Annotated in this window: 16 protein-coding genes; 10 read left to right on the forward strand and 6 right to left on the reverse strand. The window is 53.7% G+C overall.

The window, feature by feature from the left end; translation table 11 throughout:
- Positions 1-33 precede the first annotated feature (33 nt).
- From VE954_RS20385 to VE954_RS20405, 5 genes are all read left to right on the forward strand, one after another.
- Positions 34-504: a hypothetical protein gene (locus tag VE954_RS20385; RefSeq protein ID WP_324956167.1), complete on the forward strand. Its 471-nt coding sequence runs from the start codon at positions 34-36 to the stop codon at positions 502-504.
- 53 nt (positions 505-557) lie between these two features.
- On the forward strand, positions 558-1,004 hold the full coding sequence (locus tag VE954_RS20390; RefSeq protein WP_324956169.1) for a hypothetical protein: 447 nt from the start codon (positions 558-560) through the stop codon (positions 1,002-1,004).
- Positions 1,005-1,073: 69 nt separating this feature from the next.
- Entirely contained in the window at positions 1,074-1,541 is a 468-nt protein-coding gene (locus VE954_RS20395; protein WP_324956171.1) for a hypothetical protein, read from the forward strand.
- Positions 1,538-2,425: a serine protease gene (locus VE954_RS20400; protein ID WP_324956173.1), complete on the forward strand. Its 888-nt coding sequence runs from the start codon at positions 1,538-1,540 to the stop codon at positions 2,423-2,425. Before VE954_RS20395 ends, VE954_RS20400 begins: the two co-directional genes overlap by 4 nt.
- Positions 2,425-3,219, forward strand: coding sequence for a hypothetical protein (locus VE954_RS20405; RefSeq protein ID WP_324956175.1), 795 nt, complete (start codon positions 2,425-2,427; stop codon positions 3,217-3,219). Before VE954_RS20400 ends, VE954_RS20405 begins: the two co-directional genes overlap by 1 nt.
- Positions 3,220-3,242: 23 nt before the next feature.
- Here the strand turns inward: VE954_RS20405 and VE954_RS20410 are convergent, their stop codons facing one another.
- From VE954_RS20410 to VE954_RS20430, 5 genes are all read right to left on the reverse strand, one after another.
- Positions 3,243-3,482 carry a hypothetical protein gene (locus VE954_RS20410; protein WP_324956177.1) on the reverse strand — a complete coding sequence of 80 codons (240 nt, stop codon included), beginning with the start codon at positions 3,480-3,482 and terminating at the stop codon, positions 3,243-3,245.
- Positions 3,483-3,566: 84 nt separating this feature from the next.
- Positions 3,567-5,174, reverse strand: a complete 1,608-nt coding sequence (locus tag VE954_RS20415) for a protein adenylyltransferase SelO (RefSeq protein ID WP_324956179.1) — start codon at positions 5,172-5,174, stop codon at positions 3,567-3,569.
- A 31-nt stretch (positions 5,175-5,205) separates the two neighbouring features.
- The gene (locus VE954_RS20420; protein WP_324956181.1) at positions 5,206-9,369 is read right to left on the reverse strand and encodes a DUF3857 domain-containing protein; all 4,164 of its coding nucleotides are present in this window, start codon (positions 9,367-9,369) and stop codon (positions 5,206-5,208) included.
- A 39-nt stretch (positions 9,370-9,408) separates the two neighbouring features.
- Complete coding sequence (locus VE954_RS20425) at positions 9,409-10,758, reverse strand: MATE family efflux transporter (protein ID WP_324956183.1); 1,350 nt, start codon at positions 10,756-10,758, stop codon at positions 9,409-9,411.
- Between the two features lie 12 nt (positions 10,759-10,770).
- Positions 10,771-11,685, reverse strand: coding sequence for an HAD family hydrolase (locus tag VE954_RS20430; protein ID WP_324956184.1), 915 nt, complete (start codon positions 11,683-11,685; stop codon positions 10,771-10,773).
- 216 nt (positions 11,686-11,901) lie between these two features.
- Between VE954_RS20430 and VE954_RS20435 the strand changes: the two genes are divergently transcribed.
- Complete coding sequence (locus VE954_RS20435) at positions 11,902-13,461, forward strand: vanadium-dependent haloperoxidase (RefSeq protein ID WP_324956186.1); 1,560 nt, start codon at positions 11,902-11,904, stop codon at positions 13,459-13,461.
- A 3-nt stretch (positions 13,462-13,464) separates the two neighbouring features.
- Here the strand turns inward: VE954_RS20435 and VE954_RS20440 are convergent, their stop codons facing one another.
- A complete protein-coding gene (locus VE954_RS20440; protein WP_324956386.1) occupies positions 13,465-14,262 on the reverse strand; it encodes an ABC transporter ATP-binding protein in 798 nt (265 codons plus the stop codon).
- 85 nt (positions 14,263-14,347) lie between these two features.
- On the opposite strand from VE954_RS20440, the gene VE954_RS20445 reads away from it, so the two are divergent.
- The 4 genes from VE954_RS20445 to VE954_RS20460 all read left to right on the forward strand — a co-directional run bounded on the left by VE954_RS20445 (position 14,348) and on the right by VE954_RS20460 (position 19,642).
- Positions 14,348-15,085, forward strand: coding sequence for a uroporphyrinogen-III synthase (locus VE954_RS20445; RefSeq protein WP_324956188.1), 738 nt, complete (start codon positions 14,348-14,350; stop codon positions 15,083-15,085).
- Positions 15,086-15,255: 170 nt separating this feature from the next.
- A complete protein-coding gene (gene nirB / locus VE954_RS20450) occupies positions 15,256-17,739 on the forward strand; it encodes a nitrite reductase large subunit NirB (RefSeq protein ID WP_324956190.1) in 2,484 nt (827 codons plus the stop codon).
- Between the two features lie 15 nt (positions 17,740-17,754).
- A complete protein-coding gene (gene nirD / locus VE954_RS20455; protein ID WP_324956192.1) occupies positions 17,755-18,105 on the forward strand; it encodes a nitrite reductase small subunit NirD in 351 nt (116 codons plus the stop codon).
- A complete protein-coding gene (locus VE954_RS20460) occupies positions 18,092-19,642 on the forward strand; it encodes a DmsC/YnfH family molybdoenzyme membrane anchor subunit (RefSeq protein ID WP_324956194.1) in 1,551 nt (516 codons plus the stop codon). The genes nirD and VE954_RS20460 overlap by 14 nt, the downstream gene beginning before the upstream one ends.
- Position 19,643: the final 1 nt, after the last annotated feature.

The raw sequence follows: 19,643 nt of genomic DNA on the forward strand, positions 1-19,643 counted from the left end.
GATTGATTACAAACTTGAAAAAGGAAACAAACCATGACATCGAAACTCATCCTCTCTCTTCTGCTGACTGCTAGTTCAAGTGCTTGGGCATCAACGTCGACAGCCCCTGCCGGACTTCCCACAACCGATGATATCGCAGAAGCTGTATCGACTGTGAGTGCCATCCAAGGTTCCATTGAAAGCCTGATTTCTCAAGCGGAAGGCGGCAACCTGGAAAACGATCGTTTGGCTCGGGATATCCTGCTCCGCATGTCGGCAAACATTGAAGGCATCGTGGATGACCTCGATGCACTTGACAAACTGGTGGCTCACAAGAAATTTACCGAAGCTACCAAGAAGCAAAAATTGATCTGCACTGACCTGAATAAGGTCAAGTCAGACAACGGTAACGCCAGACTGGGCGCTGGTTTGCCAGATGAAGGCAACATCCTCGGCAGCGATCCCCTGTTTGATGACATCGATCACGATGTGAAAGACACTCGTAAAGTTCTGAAGTGCAAGTAATTGTCCACGATCAACCCTGACAAAAATATTTTTTAAAATTTTAGGAGTACGTTATGAAAAAGTTTTTCGGTATGGTTCTGGCTCTCTCGACTCTCGCTGGTTCGGCTCAAGCGGCTTCCCCCGAATCGCAAACTCTGCGCGCTGGTATCGAACGCGTGAAGGCCAATGTGGACTCGGTCATCACCCAGATGGGCGGCAGCGTGTCTTTGAATGAAGCTGACGCTGACCTGCTGCGTTACCTCCTGACCTCCAGCAAGCGTTTCGAACAAGGTCAGACCGCCCTTGACGACTCCGATGAAGCTCTGGATAACGGCGACACCGATGGTTACCTGAACGGTTTCGCAGAAGCCTGTAACCGCGTGGCCGCCGCCCGCGCTCAACTCGGCAACGCAGCCCGTCGCGCTCGCGATATCAAGTCCACCTTCCCCAAAGCCGACTTTGTTGAAGAGCAAAAAACCGACATCACTGATACCCGCGATCTGGCGAAATGCCCACACTAAGCGGTCTATCCTGAGGCGGAGTCACTGGCCCTTGTGGCCCGTGACTCTTCCATGTCCAAGGAGTGCGTGATGAAAAAGACTCTGATCGGTCTGGTTTTGATGACGTCGTCTCTGATGATGACACCCCGAATTTTAGCAGCAGACGCTTGCACGGTACCTGCCGAGCATGCGGAACTGACCAAAGTCCTGCAGGGCGCCCTGAGTATTCATCAGGATGTGAAACAGGAAATGGTTGAATTGCAGGCCCTCGTCAAGAATCTGGATGGTTCTGCGGCGGAAGTGGCAGAACAGATTCTGAAGCGCGTGGGTGAGAGCAAGGCCAACCTCCAGGATGCCTTCTCCCAGCTCGACAACACCGCTGATTTACCCTTGATTTTGGCTCAGGCACAAGGCCGTTTAACGGCAGCATTGGGCAAGTATCGTGGTTTTAAGACCATGACATTGGACGACAGCAAGCGTGAACGCATCCAATGCTCGGAGCAAAGGCTCCAGGAATTGAATCAGCGCTTGCAGGAAATTTTGAAGGCACCTCTATGAAACCGATCACAACGCTGAGTCTTTCCGTCTTGATTCTGGGCTGTCAGCCGACGCCCTCAGAAACGTCACGAACCCAGTCCATGATCGAAACCTCCGATCTGCGCCTGGTGTCCATGGAACAGAGCCGGACCGGACCGGCGTTGTATCAGTCCCTCGGCGCACTCAGTGAACCGGTGATTGACCCTGAGTTCCCTGAGTTCGCCGAACTTTATGCGCTTTGCACCGGCATTCAGATCAGCCCCAAATATGTGCTGACAGCTGGTCATTGCAAGAGTCAACGTTATGTTTTCAATAAAAATTACTTTGCCGATCAGGATTCTCTCGATCAGTTACGATTTAAAGCCTTTGGCAAGATGATTCGGCTGATTTTTGATGGGGAAGCCGTGCCGGAATCCAATGCGGCTCTGCAGTATCCCACGGAATCGGCTCCGGTCTATGCAAGTGCTGATTTGGATTTTGCGATCTGGGAATTTAAGGATCTACCCGAAAATGGATGGATCGATATTCGGCACTACAGCCAGAACTGGCAGCAGCTGAGCCTTCTGGGATATCCCAACGGTGCGCCGCTGACCGTCGCCGAACCGTGCCGGGGTCAAGCGTCTGCGGAAGATCCCACCCGCATTCTGCACGATTGCGATTCGCTATCCGGCAGCTCGGGGGGACTGGTTTGGGATCAGCTGTCAGGCCTGCCCGTAGCCCTGCATGTGCAGAGTACAAGTAAGAACGATGCAGATTACTGGAAGAAAGAAGGAATTTTTGAAGGCAGCAATCAGATCGGTTTGAATCAAGCCGTTGGCTGGTCCTCGATTCTCGACGATATCACCCGGCACCATCCGCAACTCACGAAAGAATTAAAACTCACCCTTAAGAAGGATTGTCCCTAATGAACGCTCGCTTGTCTTCGATGATCGCTGCTGGAATTTTTATGCTGTCCACTTCGCATGCAGCCTTGCAGGCCAATACCTTGCCCAAGCCGTCCCAGGATACGCTGCAGGCGATGCAGGCCCAGGTCGGTAACCTCTTTGCGCGCTGCAGTGAAATGCTGGAGCTGACGGGTGATGGCAACCTGGAAAACGATGCCAAGGCTCGGGTTCTCATTCTGGAATTTTCCAAGAGCCTGGAAAAACTCCAGGATGCCCTAGACCAAGCGGACGCCAACTATCATGATGATTCGCAGTATGGCCCGGCGATCAAGAATTCATGCCTTGCGACGCGCAAACTCTTCCTCAGCAATTCCCGGGCTCGCAGCGCCGCGGGTGAACACAGTGTCGGAGGCTTGCGGCCTGATAATCCAGCTTTTGATGATAACCGATTCGATGTGCAGGATATCCGAAACACGGTTTTCTGCGATGACATTGAGAAGACTGTGAACGCTCATGCGCCTCATGATCTGAAAAACACGCACTGGAATTCCGGTTATTGGGTGAATGGGAAAAAAGTTGATGTCAGCCTGCAGCTGAACGGTGGAGTCGGAGGCTATCAGGCGAGCGGCCTGCAGGGACGGTTCTTTGATGTGGTTTATTTTCCAGGGCATGTCTCAGGACGCTGGGAGGCCAATGGCAACAAGGGCTGGTTTGAATTTCCTTTGAGTGGCGATCAACGCAGTTTCTCAGGTTTCTGGGGACGCGATCATCTCGGAAGCCCCATTGGTGGTGAGTGGAGCGGTCGGAAGAAGTGAGCCCAGGATAGGGCTCGAAAAGACTAACTGGGGTTGAATGTCTCAGCCTCGGGGTTGTCTCGATTCAGAGCCCGAAAAACCAGGAATCCAATTCCACCAATGACGGCCAGGGTGACCAGTTTTTTTGTGTTCATGGTCTTGATAACAGGCAAAGCTTTGTCCAAGGCCACATCAGCAAATTTTCTTCCGGCCAGGCCAGCCACGCGACCGACCGCAAAATCAGCGACTCTATTCGTTACATAGGATGGTGCGCTCGAATTCATGTATCCTCCCTATCCATGTGTTGGGCATCACAGGTCATCTCTTGCCATTTATATTCAGTTCGTAACATTTGTCGAGACAGGACTTTACGAACTGCAGGAAAGTGCGGAGCAACCGGCTTTGTTCTCGGCCCAGTCGGGCCTTCTGCTGGCCAAATCCTTGTGTTGCGGATGCTCATCATAAGGCCTCTGCATCACCTGCAGCAGGCGCTCGATCAGGCTAAAGTCGCCCTGGTCAGCGGCATCGATCGCCTGTTGACTCAGATAATTTCGCAGAACGTATTTGGGATTGGCCAGATTCATAGAGCGGCGTCGAGTTTCCAGGTCGATATTATCGGCCCGACATCGCGCAGCATAGCGATTCAACCAGGCAGCGATCGCCTCGTCATGTTCAGGTCGCCTGGTTTGAGCATAGTAAGCTTCGTGGACAGCTTGCAGCCGCTTCGCTTCATCCCCCTCAGCCAAGGGAAGATCGGCCAGGGCCCGGAAGAAAATTGTCATGTCAGTGGGTGTGAGGCGGAGCATATCCTCCAGATCGCGGACGAGATTAAGGTCATCCTGATCCTTGAGCCCCGGGAGCCCCAGTTTGTCGGCCATCATGTGACTGTAGTATTCGGAAAACCAGGTTTGATAGTCATTCATGGTTTCTTCAACCACATTGGGATCCGGGAAGAGAGGAATCAGAGCCTGACCCAGTTGAGCGATATTCCAAAGCGCCACGGCCGGTTGGTTGCCGAAACGGTAGCGACGTCTTTGAGCATCGGTCGTGTTAGGTGTCCAGTCCGGATCAAACACATCCAGCCAACCGTAAGGTCCATAATCAATCGTGAGACCGAGGATCGACATGTTGTCGGTGTTCATGACACCGTGCACGAAACCAACCCGCTGCCAATGCGCGATCATGAGCGCGGTCCGTCGGGCTATTTCCTTGAACCAACTTACGTAGACATCGGGTGCTTTGAGATCGAATTCCGGATAGTGCTGCTGAATCACATAATCAGCCAGCTGCCGCAGTTCAGCCTGTTCTTCATAAGCCGTCAGGATTTGAAAGTTGCCGAAGCGGACAAACGTAGGGGCAACCCGGGTGACAATCGCGCAGGTTTCCATTTCAGGATGACCATCATAGAACATATCGCGAACCACCTGATCATCAGCCTTGATCAGGCTGAGAGCACGCGTTGTAGGAACGCCGAGGTGATGCATGGCCTCGCTGCAGAGGAATTCACGAATCGATGAACGCAGCACGGCGCGACCGTCGGCTCGCCGCGAATAGGGTGTGGGTCCGGCGCCCTTGAGCTGCAGTTCCCAGCGTTGATTCTGAGCATTGATCGTTTCCGCGAGCGTGATGGCACGTCCATCACCCAGTTGTCCAGCCCAATGCCCGAACTGGTGTCCACCGTAGCGAGCCGCATAGGGCCGCATGCCAGGGAGAATGCGATTGCCAGCCAGGACCTCGACCGTAGGATCCTGATCGCGCGCGGGACGAGCGAGACCTAGAGTCTGTCCCATCGCATCCGACCAGGCTATCAGTTTTGGGTTGTTCACAGGAGTGGGTTTCACAAAAGAAAAGCAGGCATGATAAACCGGTCTGGTCCCTTTATCTTCAAGCGGATCAGCCGGCAGAGTGCGGACGAAGCTATCATCCAAGCGCAAGGCGCTCAGTTCGACCAGAGTAGGATTCGAATCAGCTTTCATAGACATTCCGATGAATGGCCCTGAATGTGATTCAGCGAGCTTTTGGGCCTTTCTCAAGCTGCTGAATTTTTGCGTGCAGGAGCGGCTTCAGATCGGAAGTCTCCGGCTCAATTTTGATTTGTTTCAAACGTTTGAGCGCGGCGTCCTGCAAACCAAGTTTTTCGGCGTTGATAGCGGTCACCAGATCATCGGCAGCGCCGAGATCACGATCACCCAAAAGATTTCGATACTGCAATTGCGTGGCAATGGCTTCGCTGGTCATGCCTAATTCGGCCTGAATGGAAGCCAGGGTATTCAGATTAGCCACCGATTCCTTGGCGGTTTCGGTTGCAGATTGGGCCAACCGGAGCGCCTCCTGATTGGTGCGACCGCTGGTGAAATAAAACCAGGCGAAATTATTTTGTGTCAGTCCGTTCGGGGCCGGGTTCTTGAGCCACTGTTGAAATACCTTTTCGGCGCCTTGTTCATCACCGAGCAGATTTTTGATTTCTGCTAAAAGGCTCAGGCGCTCCTCGACTTCAGATTGTTCCAGCTTGTTGAGCAGCGGTTTAACGTCCGCAGCGCGAACCTCGCCGCGGCGTGCCAGGTCCAAAAGGTTTTGCACCATGGCAAATGTGAAGGGGCCTTTCTCGCTGCGCGCCGTGAGCCTTTTTAAAGCCTCCTGCGATTTCTTCATGCTGACCAGACGTCCTGTAGCCAGAACATCGAGGATGTCCGACTGTTCCGGTTTATAAGTGCCCTTGGCCAACTCACGATCCAAAATGCGCACAGCCTTGTCATTTAAAATATCAGGCGCGTAGATGGCGGCGACAACCTCCTGTTCCGCAGGGCTGCCTTGGAGCAGCTGCCGGAAATTGCGCACGACATTGCGATAATGCCGAGCCTCCGCGCTCATTTTGGATTCATCGGTTTTGGCATTCATGGATCGGTCCAGAAGATCACCAAGCAGCTGCGCATAATCCTGGGCCGCCTTGTTGTTACCTGCTTCATGAGCCCGGAACCACAGCACACTTAAAACGCTGGGCGCGTCGAGGGCAATGAAACGCCAGCCGCTTTTTTCCTGCACGGCCAGGAGTTTGGGTTCAAACCCGGATTCCGGCTGTTCCGCTGAAAAAGGCGAGGCTGCAAACACCTTGGTGTTTTTCAAAACCAGAACCTGCCCTTCGTGTAATTTGGATCCCTGCACCACATCATAGGCGGTGCTGGCGGAATCAATGAGGAAGTATGGGGGCAATGATGGATCGGCGCGCGACGAATCAAGACGCCTCTTCCATTCCACCTCTTCGAAGTATTTCTGATAATCCACATACTGTCGGGCAAAGCCTGGCACGAAATCCTTGCCTTCAGCCAATGTACTATCGGGGGACAGCATGGTGCAGATGTAATAACGCACGGACATTTTCAGATCCGGATCCGGCTTGCTTTCTTCCGGACACGCTTCCATCGCGCCCAGAGCCTCGGCCGCACCTTTGGTGTCGGGCAGCCGATCTTTCAGCAGCGTGAAAAGCTGGGCCGCTTCCTTGTAACGACGATCCTGCATCATTTCCTTGATCAGACCTTGCATGCTGGCCTGACCATCATTGCGTTCCAATAACTGATCGAGCTCAGTTTTGGCCTCTTCGGGATGCTGGTTGCCAATCAGGGTAATGACCCGCCAGGCACTCACCACAGCCGGTGGCATGGACTCGGGGGGGCGCCGCAGGACCTGATCCAAAGCGATCCATTGACCGGTGAAGGTCAGATGCTGGAGATAGGTGTTAAAGAATTCCTGATCCTCGATCAAGGAACTCTTCATGGCCTTGGCAAACGCGGCATCCGCTTTTTGCAGATCGGCTCCACGTCCATAGCGTATGCCTTTATCGTTATAGACCAAAAGCAGGGGCAGCGTTCTGAGGGCCACGCGATCCGAGGGATCCAATTTCAAAGCCTGCTCATAAAGCTTGCGGGCCTCCGGGCAGTTCGAGCCGGGGCTGCAATCCTTTTGATTTTCGCCACGGATGAAAAGTTCGGCAGCATGCAGCAGAATGCGCTTTTCCTGGGGCTGTGCTTTCACCGCATCACGGGCCATCTGCTGGGCTTCCTCGATCAATCCAATGCGATTCATCAGCTGGGCCAGTGTCAGCTGGTCAGCAGGCTGATTGTCCTTACTTCGAGCTGCTTTCTGGGCAAACTGCACCGCCTGACGAAGTTCACCCTGTTCGAGCAGGACAAAGGCCCGGGGTTTGATCGAAAGCGTATAGAGTTTATCATCCAGAACTCGTGCGAGGCCGTTCGCATAATCCTGGGCGTCCTGCGCACTCCACACCTGAGCCGGTCCGGTGCTGAAGGTATAATGAAGCTCCAGGCAGGACGTCCCGCATTCTTTGGTTTTCAAGGCAAACGATGCCGGGCCCAAATCGAAACGGGTTGCGTCCGGCTTGCTACTGACCTCAAGATTCGGCGGCATATTGTATTGAAAAATGTAATCGCGTTGAAAGGGGAAGGATAACGTCAAAGGCTGCTGACGACTTTCCAGCTGTTTTCTGAGCTCGACTATTTTTCCGCGCACGTCCCTTTCATTCAAAGGGTCCAGAGCTGCTGGCATGCCGGAAAAAAGCTGATGCGGAAAGGCAAAGACCTGGACCCCGGCTGGCCAGACGTCCACTGAGCCCATGTTTTGAAAGCGTCCTTCCAAACGGATGGGTTGATTCAGATCCTTGTAATCTGAAGCGGTGGCGCTTTCCAGTTCGGCCGCCGGATCCACGGTGAGTTCAATTTCCTTCATCAATTCAGCCGCGGTTTCCGTAGCCAGAGAACGGCGATAGAACGTATCAAAGATACCCTTGGCTGTTTCCGTGCGCACCATGCGGGACGGTCCCAAACGCGAGAGCTTGAAACTTTTTTGAATGGTCAGAGCATTATCTTCCAGGCGACCGACGGGAATGGTGCGCAGCTCGCTGCCCTCGGGTCCCACCAGCAACGCTTTCTGACCAGCAACGGCCGGTGGCAAAAGACCTGGTTTAAAAAATTCCGCGGTCAGGTCGATCCAGGTCCAATCCTTGCCTTGCTGGACTGCCAGGATCACATGATTGAATCGATCGAGTCCTGGCATGTCATCGCTTTGCTGGGGATGCGGCGCCGCGTGGAGCAGGGCGAGACGGGAGGTAATCCCGGCTTCCTTCAATAGGGCCTGAGCGAGCGTGGCTTTATCTTTGCAATCACCATAACCACGTTCGATGGTTTCATCAGGACTGCGCGGAACAATCGAAGCTTCACCAAAAGCCAGGCTCGTATAACGAATTTCCTTTTGCACATAGTACGTCACGGCAGCGATGATATCTTCTGATTTTTGGCCTTTTTTCAGCTTCTTCAGCACCGCAGGAATTTTACTCCTCTGCCTGGCCTGTTCATCGACGATCTTTTGATATTCGCTGGCGGCCTGTCCCCAACTTTCCGCACTGGAAAGCTCCAGGTAGCTGCTCCCGCTATCTTCAAAAGCCGACAGAGCTTCCTGCGGAGGTTCGGCCTCGATCTGCTCGCCTGTAAGTGTGACGAGCGGCCAGCCGGCGGCATTTTTACTTTCGGTTTTTTTCAGGCGTATGCCATCAGGCCAACGATAACGCAGCTTCTGTGAAGGATGCCAACTGAGAGTGACCTGCAGGCGTTCCATCGGGAGCATGGAACGCAGAGGAGATTGATCGTAACGTCCGGATTGAAAGCGCGCCTTGCTCTCATGTTCCTGCACAGAAAGTTCCAGAATACTGCCTGGAGCCAATGCAGGCGGCAGGACTTTCAGGACAATGGCATCGGAATAAACCCCACTGTCCACTTCACCGGCGGGTGCCTCAACCACCGTTGCCGGATCCAACATGCGGACTTCGCCGTCAGGTCGGATGACGCGGGCTGCGATTTCAGGTCTTGTTTCATAGGCTTTGCGCCAGGGGATATTCAGACTGCTCCAGCGCTGCACATCGCGATCGTCGCGAATTTCAATGATGCGATGAATGCGCCGATGAAAACGACCAGCCTCGTCCAGCTCGATGTTGAGTTCGTGCTGCAGAATATGGCTATTCTTTTTATCACGAGACTGAGCTTCCTTGGCCCATGCTCGTAGACGTTCTGGAGATTCAACGAAAGGAGTTTTGCCGGGAACCTGTGCCAGACTGCAGGTTGCAAACATCAAAAGCGCAACACGAATTGTCCAATGAAGGCCCACGCTGCAGTTCTCCTTGCTATCAGTTCTGCCTGAATTCCGTTATGTCAGGCGTTTTCTGAGAATAGCATAAGTATTAAAAACTGCGGTGAAAAAGAGGCCGAGGGCGAGTCCCACCCATAAGCCCCAGAGACCCTTGTCGAACCAGAAACAAAGAGCGAATCCGATTGGCAGACCGATGCCCCAGTGCGCAAGCAGATTGGTATAAAGCGCGGTTTTGGTGTCGCCCAGGCCGCGCAACGCCCCGGCTGATACCACCTGGATGCCATCAAAGATTTGGAACAGAGCACAGAGGAATATGATCGACACACCCAGTGTGATCACAGCGGTGTCCTGGGTAAAAAGACGGAGCAGCTGATTCGGTATAGCAAAGAGAATCAAAGCTGAGCTGGCCATCATAAGGGTGCCAAGGATGATGGCTATCCAGCTCGTGCGCAAGGCCTGAGGACGGTCCTTGCGACCCATATGATAACCCACGCGGGTTGCCGTCGCGCCTGACAAACCTAAAGGAAACATGAAAGCGAAGGACGCAATGTTCAAAACAATCTGATGCGTGGTCAGCATTTCAGCGCCTAGCCGAGCGATCATCAGCGTCGTCAATGAAAAGGCGCAAACTTCCAAGCCCATCTGCACGGACGAAGGCAGGCCCAGTTTAAAGATGCGACGGTGCATATCCCGATGAATGCTTTTCAGCAGCGGCCGCAGACGGGCAAAGTCGGGTCGATAGTAAGGGCGCCGGCGCCAGAGCCACAGGGTATAACCCACAGCAGCGCTCACACTCACGATCCGCACCACAAAGGTAGCCCATGCGGCTCCCTCCGCTCCCATCGCTTCGAAACCCCAACGACCTTGGACGAAGGCGACGGCGAAAAAATAGTTGATGACGTTGCTCAGCACCATGATCAAGGTAAAGGGCAGGGCAATTTCCATCCCTTGCCAGTAGCGCTGCAAAACTTGAAAGATCATAAGTGGCAAAAGTCCATAGGCCATCGTCCGCAGAAAAGGTTCGGCTGCGGCTGCCACATCAGGAGCCGCACCGGTCCAAAGCAAATGCGAGGCCATAAAAAGCATGATGGGCGTGGCGATCAGAGAATAAACCACGGCCTGTTGCAATGCGGTCGCGAGACATTGCAAAGCCTGTTTCGGTTCACGCGCGCCGTGCGATTGCGCCACAATCGGATCCATTGCGCCTAGAAAACCAATGCCGATCATCGCGACGGTCCAGAAAATGCTATTGCCCGCAGCCACCCCAGCGAGTGCGAGCGATGAGTACTGGCCGACGACCATGGTATCGACAAGTCCCATCAGCATGTTGCCGACAGAGGTGAAAATAACGGGAATCGCAAGACGGAGCAGGCGTCCGGTCTCACGCGAAGTAACGTCTGTGAGCATGAATGAATCTCTTTACGGAGTCAGAAGTTGTTCCACGGCCGGGATCATATCAGAAAATGTTTCGAGGACGAAATCAGGCTGCGGCGCATCCATGCTCGCCGGATCCAGAGCCACGTTTTTTGCGACGTTGTTGAGCGGACTGAATTCGAGCAGGAGTTTTTTGGAAGCATCCTGGATTACGGTGCCATAGCGGGCCCATCCGGTGTGGACGCCCAGGCGTTTACCCAGGCCGACATCCTTGCGAAGGTTGTCGCCGACCCAGAGCACATCCGCCAGATGCGATTCCATTTCGAAGTCCATGAGGACGGTTTTTAAACCCTTGGTTCCTGGTTTTTCGTAATCATCCGGTAATACACGAATGCGGCCGGCGAAATCAAAATTGCTTTTCTGCAGATGCTTCATCAGGATTTCCGGATCGACTTTGACCTTTTGCGAGGTGAAATCAGCCGGGATACGTGGATCGGGCAGTCCATAAACCGCATCGAAAAATGGCAGAAGATGGAGTTTATTGAGTTTCCACATGGCCACATAACGGGGCGCATCCGTCAGCGCTATGACGGGGATGGAGGGCCAGCGTTGCTTGATGGTCTGCATCGTTTCCATAACGCCGGCATAGGGAACCAGGGTGTTTTGCGCCGCGGCATTAAAAGCAATGCGACCGGGTTCCACGGCTTCACGCAGCATGCGTTCGATGTCGCTGCCATAAAATTGAATGACTGAGGGAAGTTCCTGGACCAGGAAAGGATATTCAATCGATCCTTCCTTTTCAAAAATCAACCGCGCTTCGTGGAAGAGGGTTTCCGGCGTGACCCCGATTATCTTCGCCACCGTCTGCGCCAGAGCATTCATGCAGGACACATAGTATTCAACCCAGTTGAACACGGTGTTGTCGATATCGAGCACAATGAGTTTGCCGGCTTTTTCCAAGGTGCTGCTCCCGTCCACAGGGCGAAGCCTGAGCTTCGCTTTGGTGATTCACGCTGTTCTATACCAGATGGAAACGCTTTGCCAAAAAAAGTTTTGCAAACCGGGGACTTTACCCCGATACGCGGTTTAAAAGCGGCAAGGCGGCATTTTCTGCAGGGTTATCAGGGAGATGGGTAGTATGTCATATTGTGTGATCATGCTGACCTGGTTATACTGATGGAAATGAAATCATATCAGGGTGGGATGATGAAACATGTTTTGATGAGCCTCGGGCTCGTGAGCTTCCTTTGGACTGGACCAGGGTTGCGGGCACAAACCGCGGAGCTGATTCACCAATCAGCCAACCCTGAGCCAACAGCAGCCTATCGTTGGTTGGATATCCTCCTGGAAACCAGTGCCCGCGAAGTGGACAAGGTGGGCGCGCGTCCCACGATTCTGGCCCGTTCGATGGCGATTGTGGAAACTGCGATGTATGACGCCTGGGCCGCCTATGATGCCAAGGCCGTGGGCACGCGTTATGGCGATCAATTGCGCCGTCCTGAAAAGGAGCGGACGCAAAAAAACAAAGAAATCGCCATTGCGTATGCTGCTTATCGCACGCTGCTCAACATCTATGCGGATGATCAGGAATGGGTTCGCGAGCAGATGAAAAAAATGGGCTACGATCCCGATAATAATAGCTCGGATCGCACGAAGCCTGAAGGCATAGGTAACGTAGTCGCCTCGGCTGTGCTGCAGTATCGGCATCATGATGGCGCCAATCAGCTCGGTGATGAACCTGGCAGCAGCGGCAAACCCTATTCAGATTACACCTACTATCGCTCCGTGAATAAGCCTGATGCTTTGCAGAACCCCACGCTGTGGATGCCGATTGCCTTTAAGAACAAGGAAGGCAAAAATTTCTCACCCAATTTTCTGACCGCGCATTGGTATCGGGTGAAACCCTTTGCCTTGGAAAGCGCCAGTCAGTTCCGGTCTCCGCCACCACCTGAATGGGGCTCCAAGCTTTTGGAGAAAGAGATTGCGGAATGTGCCGAGATCAACGCCAACCTCAGTCTGGAACAAAAAGCCGTTGTCGAATTTATGCGCGATGGACCACGTTCCACGGGACAGTCGGGCCATTGGCTCCGCTTTGCTCAGGATGTTTCGCGTCGGGATAAGAATGATCTCGATAAGGATGTAAAGATGTTCTTTGCGGTGGCGAATGTGGTGCATGATACCTTCGTCTCCAGCTGGGATACCAAACGTTTTTATGATACCTCCAGGCCCTATCACTGGGTGCGGCAGCAGTATGCAAAGAAACAACTCGTCGCCTGGAAGGGACCTGGTCAGGGTTTTGGCAAAATTCCTGGTGAAAAGTGGCATCCATATTCACCTGACGGGTTCGTCACGCCTCCATTCCCAGGCTATGTGTCCGGTCATGCCACCGCCAGCGCAGGGGCTGCAAGAATTCTGGAGTTCATCACGGGTTCAGAAAAATTTGGAGCCGTTGCGATTCGTCAGGCTGGTGAGTTAACCGAAGAGAATTTTACCACAGCGCAGATGCAGGCCCGCGACGGTAAACCTGCGAAGGATGTTCCGGCGTCCAAGGAAGTGCGCCTGGCTTTGCCAACGTTTATGGCAACAGCGGAAATGGCGGCGACTTCCCGGATGTGGGGCGGCTATCATATCCGTACGGATAATGAGCAGGGTCTAATCATGGGCAAGAAGATTGCAGATTACACTTGGCCGAAATACCAGGCTTATTTTGAAGGCAAGGCTTTGGTCGCACACTGAGCGTCAGGCCTTCCAGTGCTGCCGGATAAATTCATCCGGCAGTCCCAACTCCCGCGCATATTCAATATCAATTCCGATCAGACGCACACTCAGAAAATGCTTGACCCAATCATCCGCATTGAGAATCAGATCTTTCCACGAGCCATCGGCTACGACTTCGCCTTCATGCACCATGATCAACCGTTCGGCAAAGCGTATCGCAATTTCCACCGAGGATGTGGCGACCAGCTGCGAGCCCGTTTCAGTTTGAACCCCTAGCTCCTGAATCATATTCAGAATGATGGTGGACGTCACAGGATCGAGGCCTGAGGTCGGTTCGTCAAAAATCGAAATCACGGGATCGGTGGCCAGGGCCCGGGCAATCCCGATGCGCCGTTTCATGCCGCCGGAGAGCTCATGGGGATACATGGTCCGGGTCCGGGTGAGCTTGACTGTCTTCAAAAGCGCATCGATGCGCTGCGACATCTGCTCGGCATCCATATCCGTCATATGTTCCATGGCAAAGGTCAGATTTTCCTCAACCGTCATAAAATCGAACAGCCCGCCCTGCTGAAAAGCCATTCCCACTTTACGCAGGGTTTGCTGCTTTTCCTCCTCGCTGGCGGCCACCATATCCCGGTCCATAAGCTGAACCTTGCCGCCGTTGGGAGGCTCCAAACCCAGGAGGATCTTAAGAATTGTCGATTTTCCACAGCCCCCCGGTCCCAAAAGGCTTACTCTCTCACCTGGCTTGATTTGAAAGCTGATGTTTTTCAAGACAGGGATCTTGTCGTATGATTTGGAAACGGCTTCGAGGGTCATCACGGGTGTTGGGCTCCTGCAGCGTCGCTTCGATTGTAGCCCAACCAGCGCCCGGTGAAAAGCGGAACACACGTAAGGGGACCTCATGAAAAGGATCATCTGGACAAGACCGGCCGAGGATTGGGCGCAGGATCAGAAAATCGTGAAGCTCGACCTGCCTGTGCTGCGGTTCCCAGTCACCAAACAGGTTTGTATCGCTCCACAGCTGCCGCCGAAGCCCTGTGACATTGTGGTCCTGACAAGCCGCAAGGCGGCCGAGGGTTTTCTGCATCAGACGACCTCCATCCGGGACCAGCTGCAAAAAGCCGAATTTGTCACTTTTGGGATGGAAACTTATAAATTCCTGGTGAGCCAGAATCTGAAGGTTCGGCTCATTCCAGTCCATAATGGCAAGGACTTTGCGAACGCTTTGGTGCATGAGGTCAAAAAAGGGCCCGTGATTTGGTTCCCAAGGCCCGCCGAACCCGCTTTTGCCATCGGGGACTATCTGCGCACACACGATCTTGAAATTCACGATATTGAAATGTATCGCACCGAGGGCATCAAACACTTCGAACATGATGCCTTGAAGCGTCTGAGCAGTGAACCTTCGGTAGTTTGTTTGGCCAGCCCGAGCACGGTCAAAGCCTTCGTGGATGTCATACGCACGTCCGATGACGCACGCTTTTACCGGTATACCCCGGTTGTCATCGGCAGTACGACCTTTATGGCCTCTCAAGGTTATTTTCCCGACGTCTTTCAGGCTGCGCATCCCACTCTCCAGTCTCTTTGGGATAAGGCCCTGGAAATTGCCCGACATGAACCGACTTTGAACAAGGACTGAGCGGAGCTTTCTTCCTCTCTCCTCAGGATTACACACCATTCGGTGTGATTTGCTCGGGAATCATCACCCAATCGTTCCCACCTGTCGCTCCTCAAAATCGTCTTGTCCGTTTCCTCGCCAAGCTTTTTTCCCCATAAAGGGAACTGAAAAAAGCTGCCGAGGTGAATCGTATGACAAAACAAAAGTTGCTTCTGGTCGGGCTGGGTATGGTGGGGCATCGCTTCTGCGAGCGCTTTTTGGAAGAAGATCAAACCAGAACATGGCAGCTCACTGTGCTCGGCGAAGAACTCGTGGCGCCCTATGATCGGGTGCACCTCAGTTCGATATTTTCCGGTAAAACTCCAGCGGATCTGGAGCTGGCCCCGGCGTCCTGGTATCAGGAGGCGGGCATCGATCTGCACCTGGGTCAGCGGGCCGTTGGCATCGATCGCGAACGCAAACAGGTGATGACCAGTCAGGGTCAAACCTTTTCCTATGATCACCTGATCCTTGCCACCGGATCGTCGGCATTTGTGCCGAATATGCCGGGCACGCAGATGAAGGGCGTTTTTGTTTATCGCACGCTCGATGATCTGGCCGCGATTCAAAACTATAGCCATGATTGTCAAAAGGCTCTGGTCATCGGTGGTGGACTCCTGGGTTTGGAAGCCGCCAAGGCTCTTTATGATCTAGGCCTGAAAACAACGGTTATGGAAGTGGCAGATCGTCTGATGCCGCGGCAGCTCGATGATCAGGGCGCCGGGTTGCTGAAATCCAGCATTGAGTCCCTGGGCGTGCAGGTGCTCACGTCGCAAAAAATAAACAGCATCGTCGGCGTGGGTCAGGTGCAGGGCCTGGCTATGCAAAACGGCGAGATTTTTCCCACCGATATGGTGGTGATTTCCGCTGGTATTCGGCCTCGTGATGAGCTGGCGCGAGAAAGTGGACTTGGCATGGGGTCGCGAGGCGGCATTCGTATTGATGCCAACCTGCGAACCAGTGATCCCTCGATTTCAGCCATTGGTGAATGCGCCCTTTATGAAGAGATGATCTACGGACTGGTGGCGCCGGGCTATAAAATGGCTGAGGCGCTCGCTCAACAGCTCTGCGGCGGGAACCAAACGTTCACTGGTGCGGACATGTCCACGCGGCTTAAGGTGCTGGGCATTGAAGTGGCCAGTATCGGTGATCCCTTTGTCAGCGGGTCCAATATAGGGTTCTGGACCAGCTGGGACGCCGGGCGCGGGTTCTATCGCAAGCTCGTTTATGAAAAGGCTGGACGGAAACTGCTGGGAGCGATCCTGGTGGGAGATACGGCTCCTTATAATACCAGCCTCTATCAAAGAGGAGCGGCCGTTGATGAGCAGCCGGAGAAACATTTTGTAACGGGTGGATTGATCGGCAATTCCACTCTGGAAACCTTGATCTGCAGCTGTGAGAATGTGGCCAAAAGCAGCATTGTCGAATGCATTGGCAAAGGTGCAAGGGATGTCAAGGCTGTGCAAAAAGGCTGTCGCGCCGGAACAGGCTGCGGATCCTGTCTGAGTCTTGTCAAAGATATTCTGAATGAGGAAATGGAAAAACTCGGCGAAGAGGTCGATCGCTCTCTCTGCGAACATTTCGCCTTTTCCAGGCCGGAACTTTATCAACTGATTAAAAGCACGCGGATCAAGAGTTTCGATGAACTGATCAAACGCTATGGTCGCACTGGCTTTGGCTGCGAAATCTGTAAACCCACAGCGGCGTCTATCTTTGCCTCGCTCTGGAGTGAGTATGTGCTGAAGCCTGATGTGGCGACTCTGCAGGACACCAACGATCGTTTCCTGGCCAATATTCAGAAAAACGGAACGTATTCCGTAGTGCCGCGCATCCCGGCCGGGGAAATCACGCCGGCCAAACTTTTGGTCATCGGCCGCATTGCCGAAAAATACGAACTCTATACCAAGATCACGGGAGGTCAGCGTATCGATCTCTTCGGCGCGCGTCTGGAACAGCTGCCGATGATTTGGGCGGAACTCATTGCGGCGGGATTTGAAAGCGGACATGCCTACGGCAAGTCGGTTCGCACCGTAAAATCCTGCGTGGGTTCCACCTGGTGCCGCTATGGGGTCCAGGATAGTGTGGCCATGGCCATCCTCATCGAGGAACGCTACAAGGGAATTCGATCCCCACACAAAATAAAGATGGCGGTATCGGGCTGCGCGCGTGAATGTGCCGAGGCCCAGAGCAAGGACGTTGGTGTGATAGCCACGGAAAATGGCTGGAACCTTTACGTCGGTGGCAACGGGGGCATGAAACCTCGTCATGCTGATCTTTTGGCTGCGGATTTGGATGATGCGTCCTTGATTCGTTTTATCGATCGTTTTCTTATCTATTACATCCGCACTGCAGACCGGCTGATGCGGACTTCCACATGGATCCAAAAATTGCCGGGGGGACTGGCTCACGTGAAAAAGGTGGTGCTGGAAGATGCCTTCGGCATCGGGGCCGAGATGGAGGAGGAGATGGCCTCGCTGGTGGCTTCCTTCCAATGTGAATGGAAAACCACCCTGGAGTCCCCGGATCGGTTGAAGCAGTTCCGCAGCTTCATCAATACCAATGAACCTGATGACAGTATTCAATTCGTGCGCCAACGCGGGCAGATCGCGCCGACGCCCGCAACCCTTCCTACTTGAAATAAGGAGATCCTTATGTGGATTGCCGTTTGTAAGGTTGATGATGTGCCAGGAGATGGCGGAGCCTGCATCAAATGGGGTGAGAAGCATATCGCACTTTTTAATGTCACGAGCCGTGACGATTGGTACGCCATGGATAATCGTTGCCCGCATGATGGGCAAACGGTCTTGGCTCGTGGCATTGTGGGTGACGCGGGTGGATCCCCCAAGGTGGCCTGCCCCCTCCATAAAAATAGTTTCTGCCTGAAGGATGGTCGACATCTGGGCGGACAGGATGATTGGCGTCTGACCACCTATCCTGTGAAGGTGGAAGGAGGGCAGGTGTTTATAGAACTGCCTGAGGAGAAACATCGTGGCGCCAGCTGATCTGCAAAGAACGGTCACGGAACTTTTGCGGCAGCAGCAGGACACCTCGCTGCAGAGTGCGGTGGCGGTCTTTGCGGAGCGGCAGGAGTCCGGGACTGGCAAATATCAGAGCCTCATTCCTTTGGATAAACCGGGCCCGGGGCAGCAGTATCGATTTGAAGTGGACCTGGATGAATGCACCGGCTGCAAATCCTGTGTCACGGCCTGCCATAATTTAAATGGTTTGGATCCACAGGAAACCTGGCGGAAAGTGGGGACCCTGGAGCAGACCCAGCCCGGACTCTTTCCCTTCAGTCAGACGGTGACGAGTGCGTGCCATCATTGTCTGGAGCCAGCCTGCGCCTTGGGCTGTCCTGTCAAAGCCTATGAAAAAGACCCGGTCACCGGCATTGTTCGACATCTTGATGATCAATGCATCGGCTGTCAATACTGTCAGATGATGTGCCCCTATGATGTTCCTGTTTATAATCCCAGGCTCAAGATCGTACGCAAATGCGATATGTGCAGCTCACGATTGGATCAGGGTGAAGCGCCGGCCTGTGCGCAGGCCTGTCCCACGGATGCCATTCGCATTGGGATTGTGGATCAGTCGGAACTCTCGCAGCAAACATTTTTACCTGCGACCGCGGATCCGCATCTGACGATCCCTTCCACCCTTTATAAAAAACGTGGCGTGATGCCGGAAGGCCTGCGTGCTGCCAATCATTTTCAACTGGCGGCTGAAGCTTCGCATCAGCCCCTGGTCTGGATGCTGATCATTTCCCAGGCGGGCGTCGGCATGCTGCTCTGGGAAGTGCTGGCGGTCCTCATGAACATAAAACTGACCCCTTGGGTAAGCCCGGTCGCCGTGGGTCTGGTGGCCCTGGCCTTGGGTCTCGCCACCCTGCATTTGGGGCGACCTTTGAAGGCCTGGCGTTTTATGCTGGGCCTGAAAACCTCGTGGATGAGTCGCGAAATATTAGCCTTTAATCTTTTTATGCTCACGGCCGCTGTGGAATTTTGGGATCAGGGTTTTCAGGCTTCAGGTTGGACGCTCGGTAAATCATTCATGCTGATCACAGGGCTGCTTGGTATTTATTGCAGCTGCATGATTTACATTGAAACTCGTCGCGCAACCTGGAGCCGTTTTCGCTGTTTCCTGCGCTTTGGCGGTACCACGCTGCTCCTGGGATTGTTCGGCGTTCTGCTCGTCGCTCTGGTGGAAGGATCGACCTGGGTTCATGATGTGGCGATCGCGGTGACCCTCTTTCTTCTGGTTGTGAAATGCGGTCTGGAAGCGCGTGAACACCTGCCTTTACGTTCTGGCTATTCCTTGCACCTGCGATCCCTGCTTTTGCAGTGGAAGCTCCTTGGTTATTGGACCTGGACCCGGTGGATGGCCGCCTGGATTTGTGCCAGTGCTTTGGTTCTGGCTCTTACAGAAGTCGGACCTCCCACCTTTATTATTCTGGCTGCGGCTGCGTGTTTACTCGGTGAATTTTGCGAACGTTCCCTGTTTTTCCGGAGTGCCCTGTCACGTGGTATGCCCGGTCTTTGAT

The sequence above is a fragment of the Oligoflexus sp. genome, from assembly GCF_035638955.1.
Classification (GTDB): Bacteria; Bdellovibrionota_B; Oligoflexia; order Oligoflexales; family Oligoflexaceae; genus Oligoflexus.

Excerpts from the sequence above, each read along its gene's own strand:
- VE954_RS20425 (WP_324956183.1), bottom strand. The coding sequence starts at position 10,758 with ATGCTCACAGACGTTACTTCGCGTGAGACCGGACGCCTGCTCCGTCTT.
- VE954_RS20440 (WP_324956386.1), bottom strand. The coding sequence starts at position 14,262 with ATGACCCTCGAAGCCGTTTCCAAATCATACGACAAGATCCCTGTCTTG.
- VE954_RS20410 (WP_324956177.1), bottom strand. The coding sequence starts at position 3,482 with ATGAATTCGAGCGCACCATCCTATGTAACGAATAGAGTCGCTGATTTT.
- VE954_RS20405 (WP_324956175.1), top strand. The coding sequence starts at position 2,425 with ATGAACGCTCGCTTGTCTTCGATGATCGCTGCTGGAATTTTTATGCTG.
- VE954_RS20390 (WP_324956169.1), top strand. The coding sequence starts at position 558 with ATGAAAAAGTTTTTCGGTATGGTTCTGGCTCTCTCGACTCTCGCTGGT.
- VE954_RS20400 (WP_324956173.1), top strand. The coding sequence starts at position 1,538 with ATGAAACCGATCACAACGCTGAGTCTTTCCGTCTTGATTCTGGGCTGT.
- VE954_RS20415 (WP_324956179.1), bottom strand. The coding sequence starts at position 5,174 with ATGAAAGCTGATTCGAATCCTACTCTGGTCGAACTGAGCGCCTTGCGC.
- nirD (WP_324956192.1), top strand. The coding sequence starts at position 17,755 with ATGTGGATTGCCGTTTGTAAGGTTGATGATGTGCCAGGAGATGGCGGA.
- VE954_RS20385 (WP_324956167.1), top strand. The coding sequence starts at position 34 with ATGACATCGAAACTCATCCTCTCTCTTCTGCTGACTGCTAGTTCAAGT.
- VE954_RS20395 (WP_324956171.1), top strand. The coding sequence starts at position 1,074 with ATGAAAAAGACTCTGATCGGTCTGGTTTTGATGACGTCGTCTCTGATG.
- VE954_RS20435 (WP_324956186.1), top strand. The coding sequence starts at position 11,902 with ATGGAAATGAAATCATATCAGGGTGGGATGATGAAACATGTTTTGATG.
- VE954_RS20445 (WP_324956188.1), top strand. The coding sequence starts at position 14,348 with ATGAAAAGGATCATCTGGACAAGACCGGCCGAGGATTGGGCGCAGGAT.
- nirB (WP_324956190.1), top strand. The coding sequence starts at position 15,256 with ATGACAAAACAAAAGTTGCTTCTGGTCGGGCTGGGTATGGTGGGGCAT.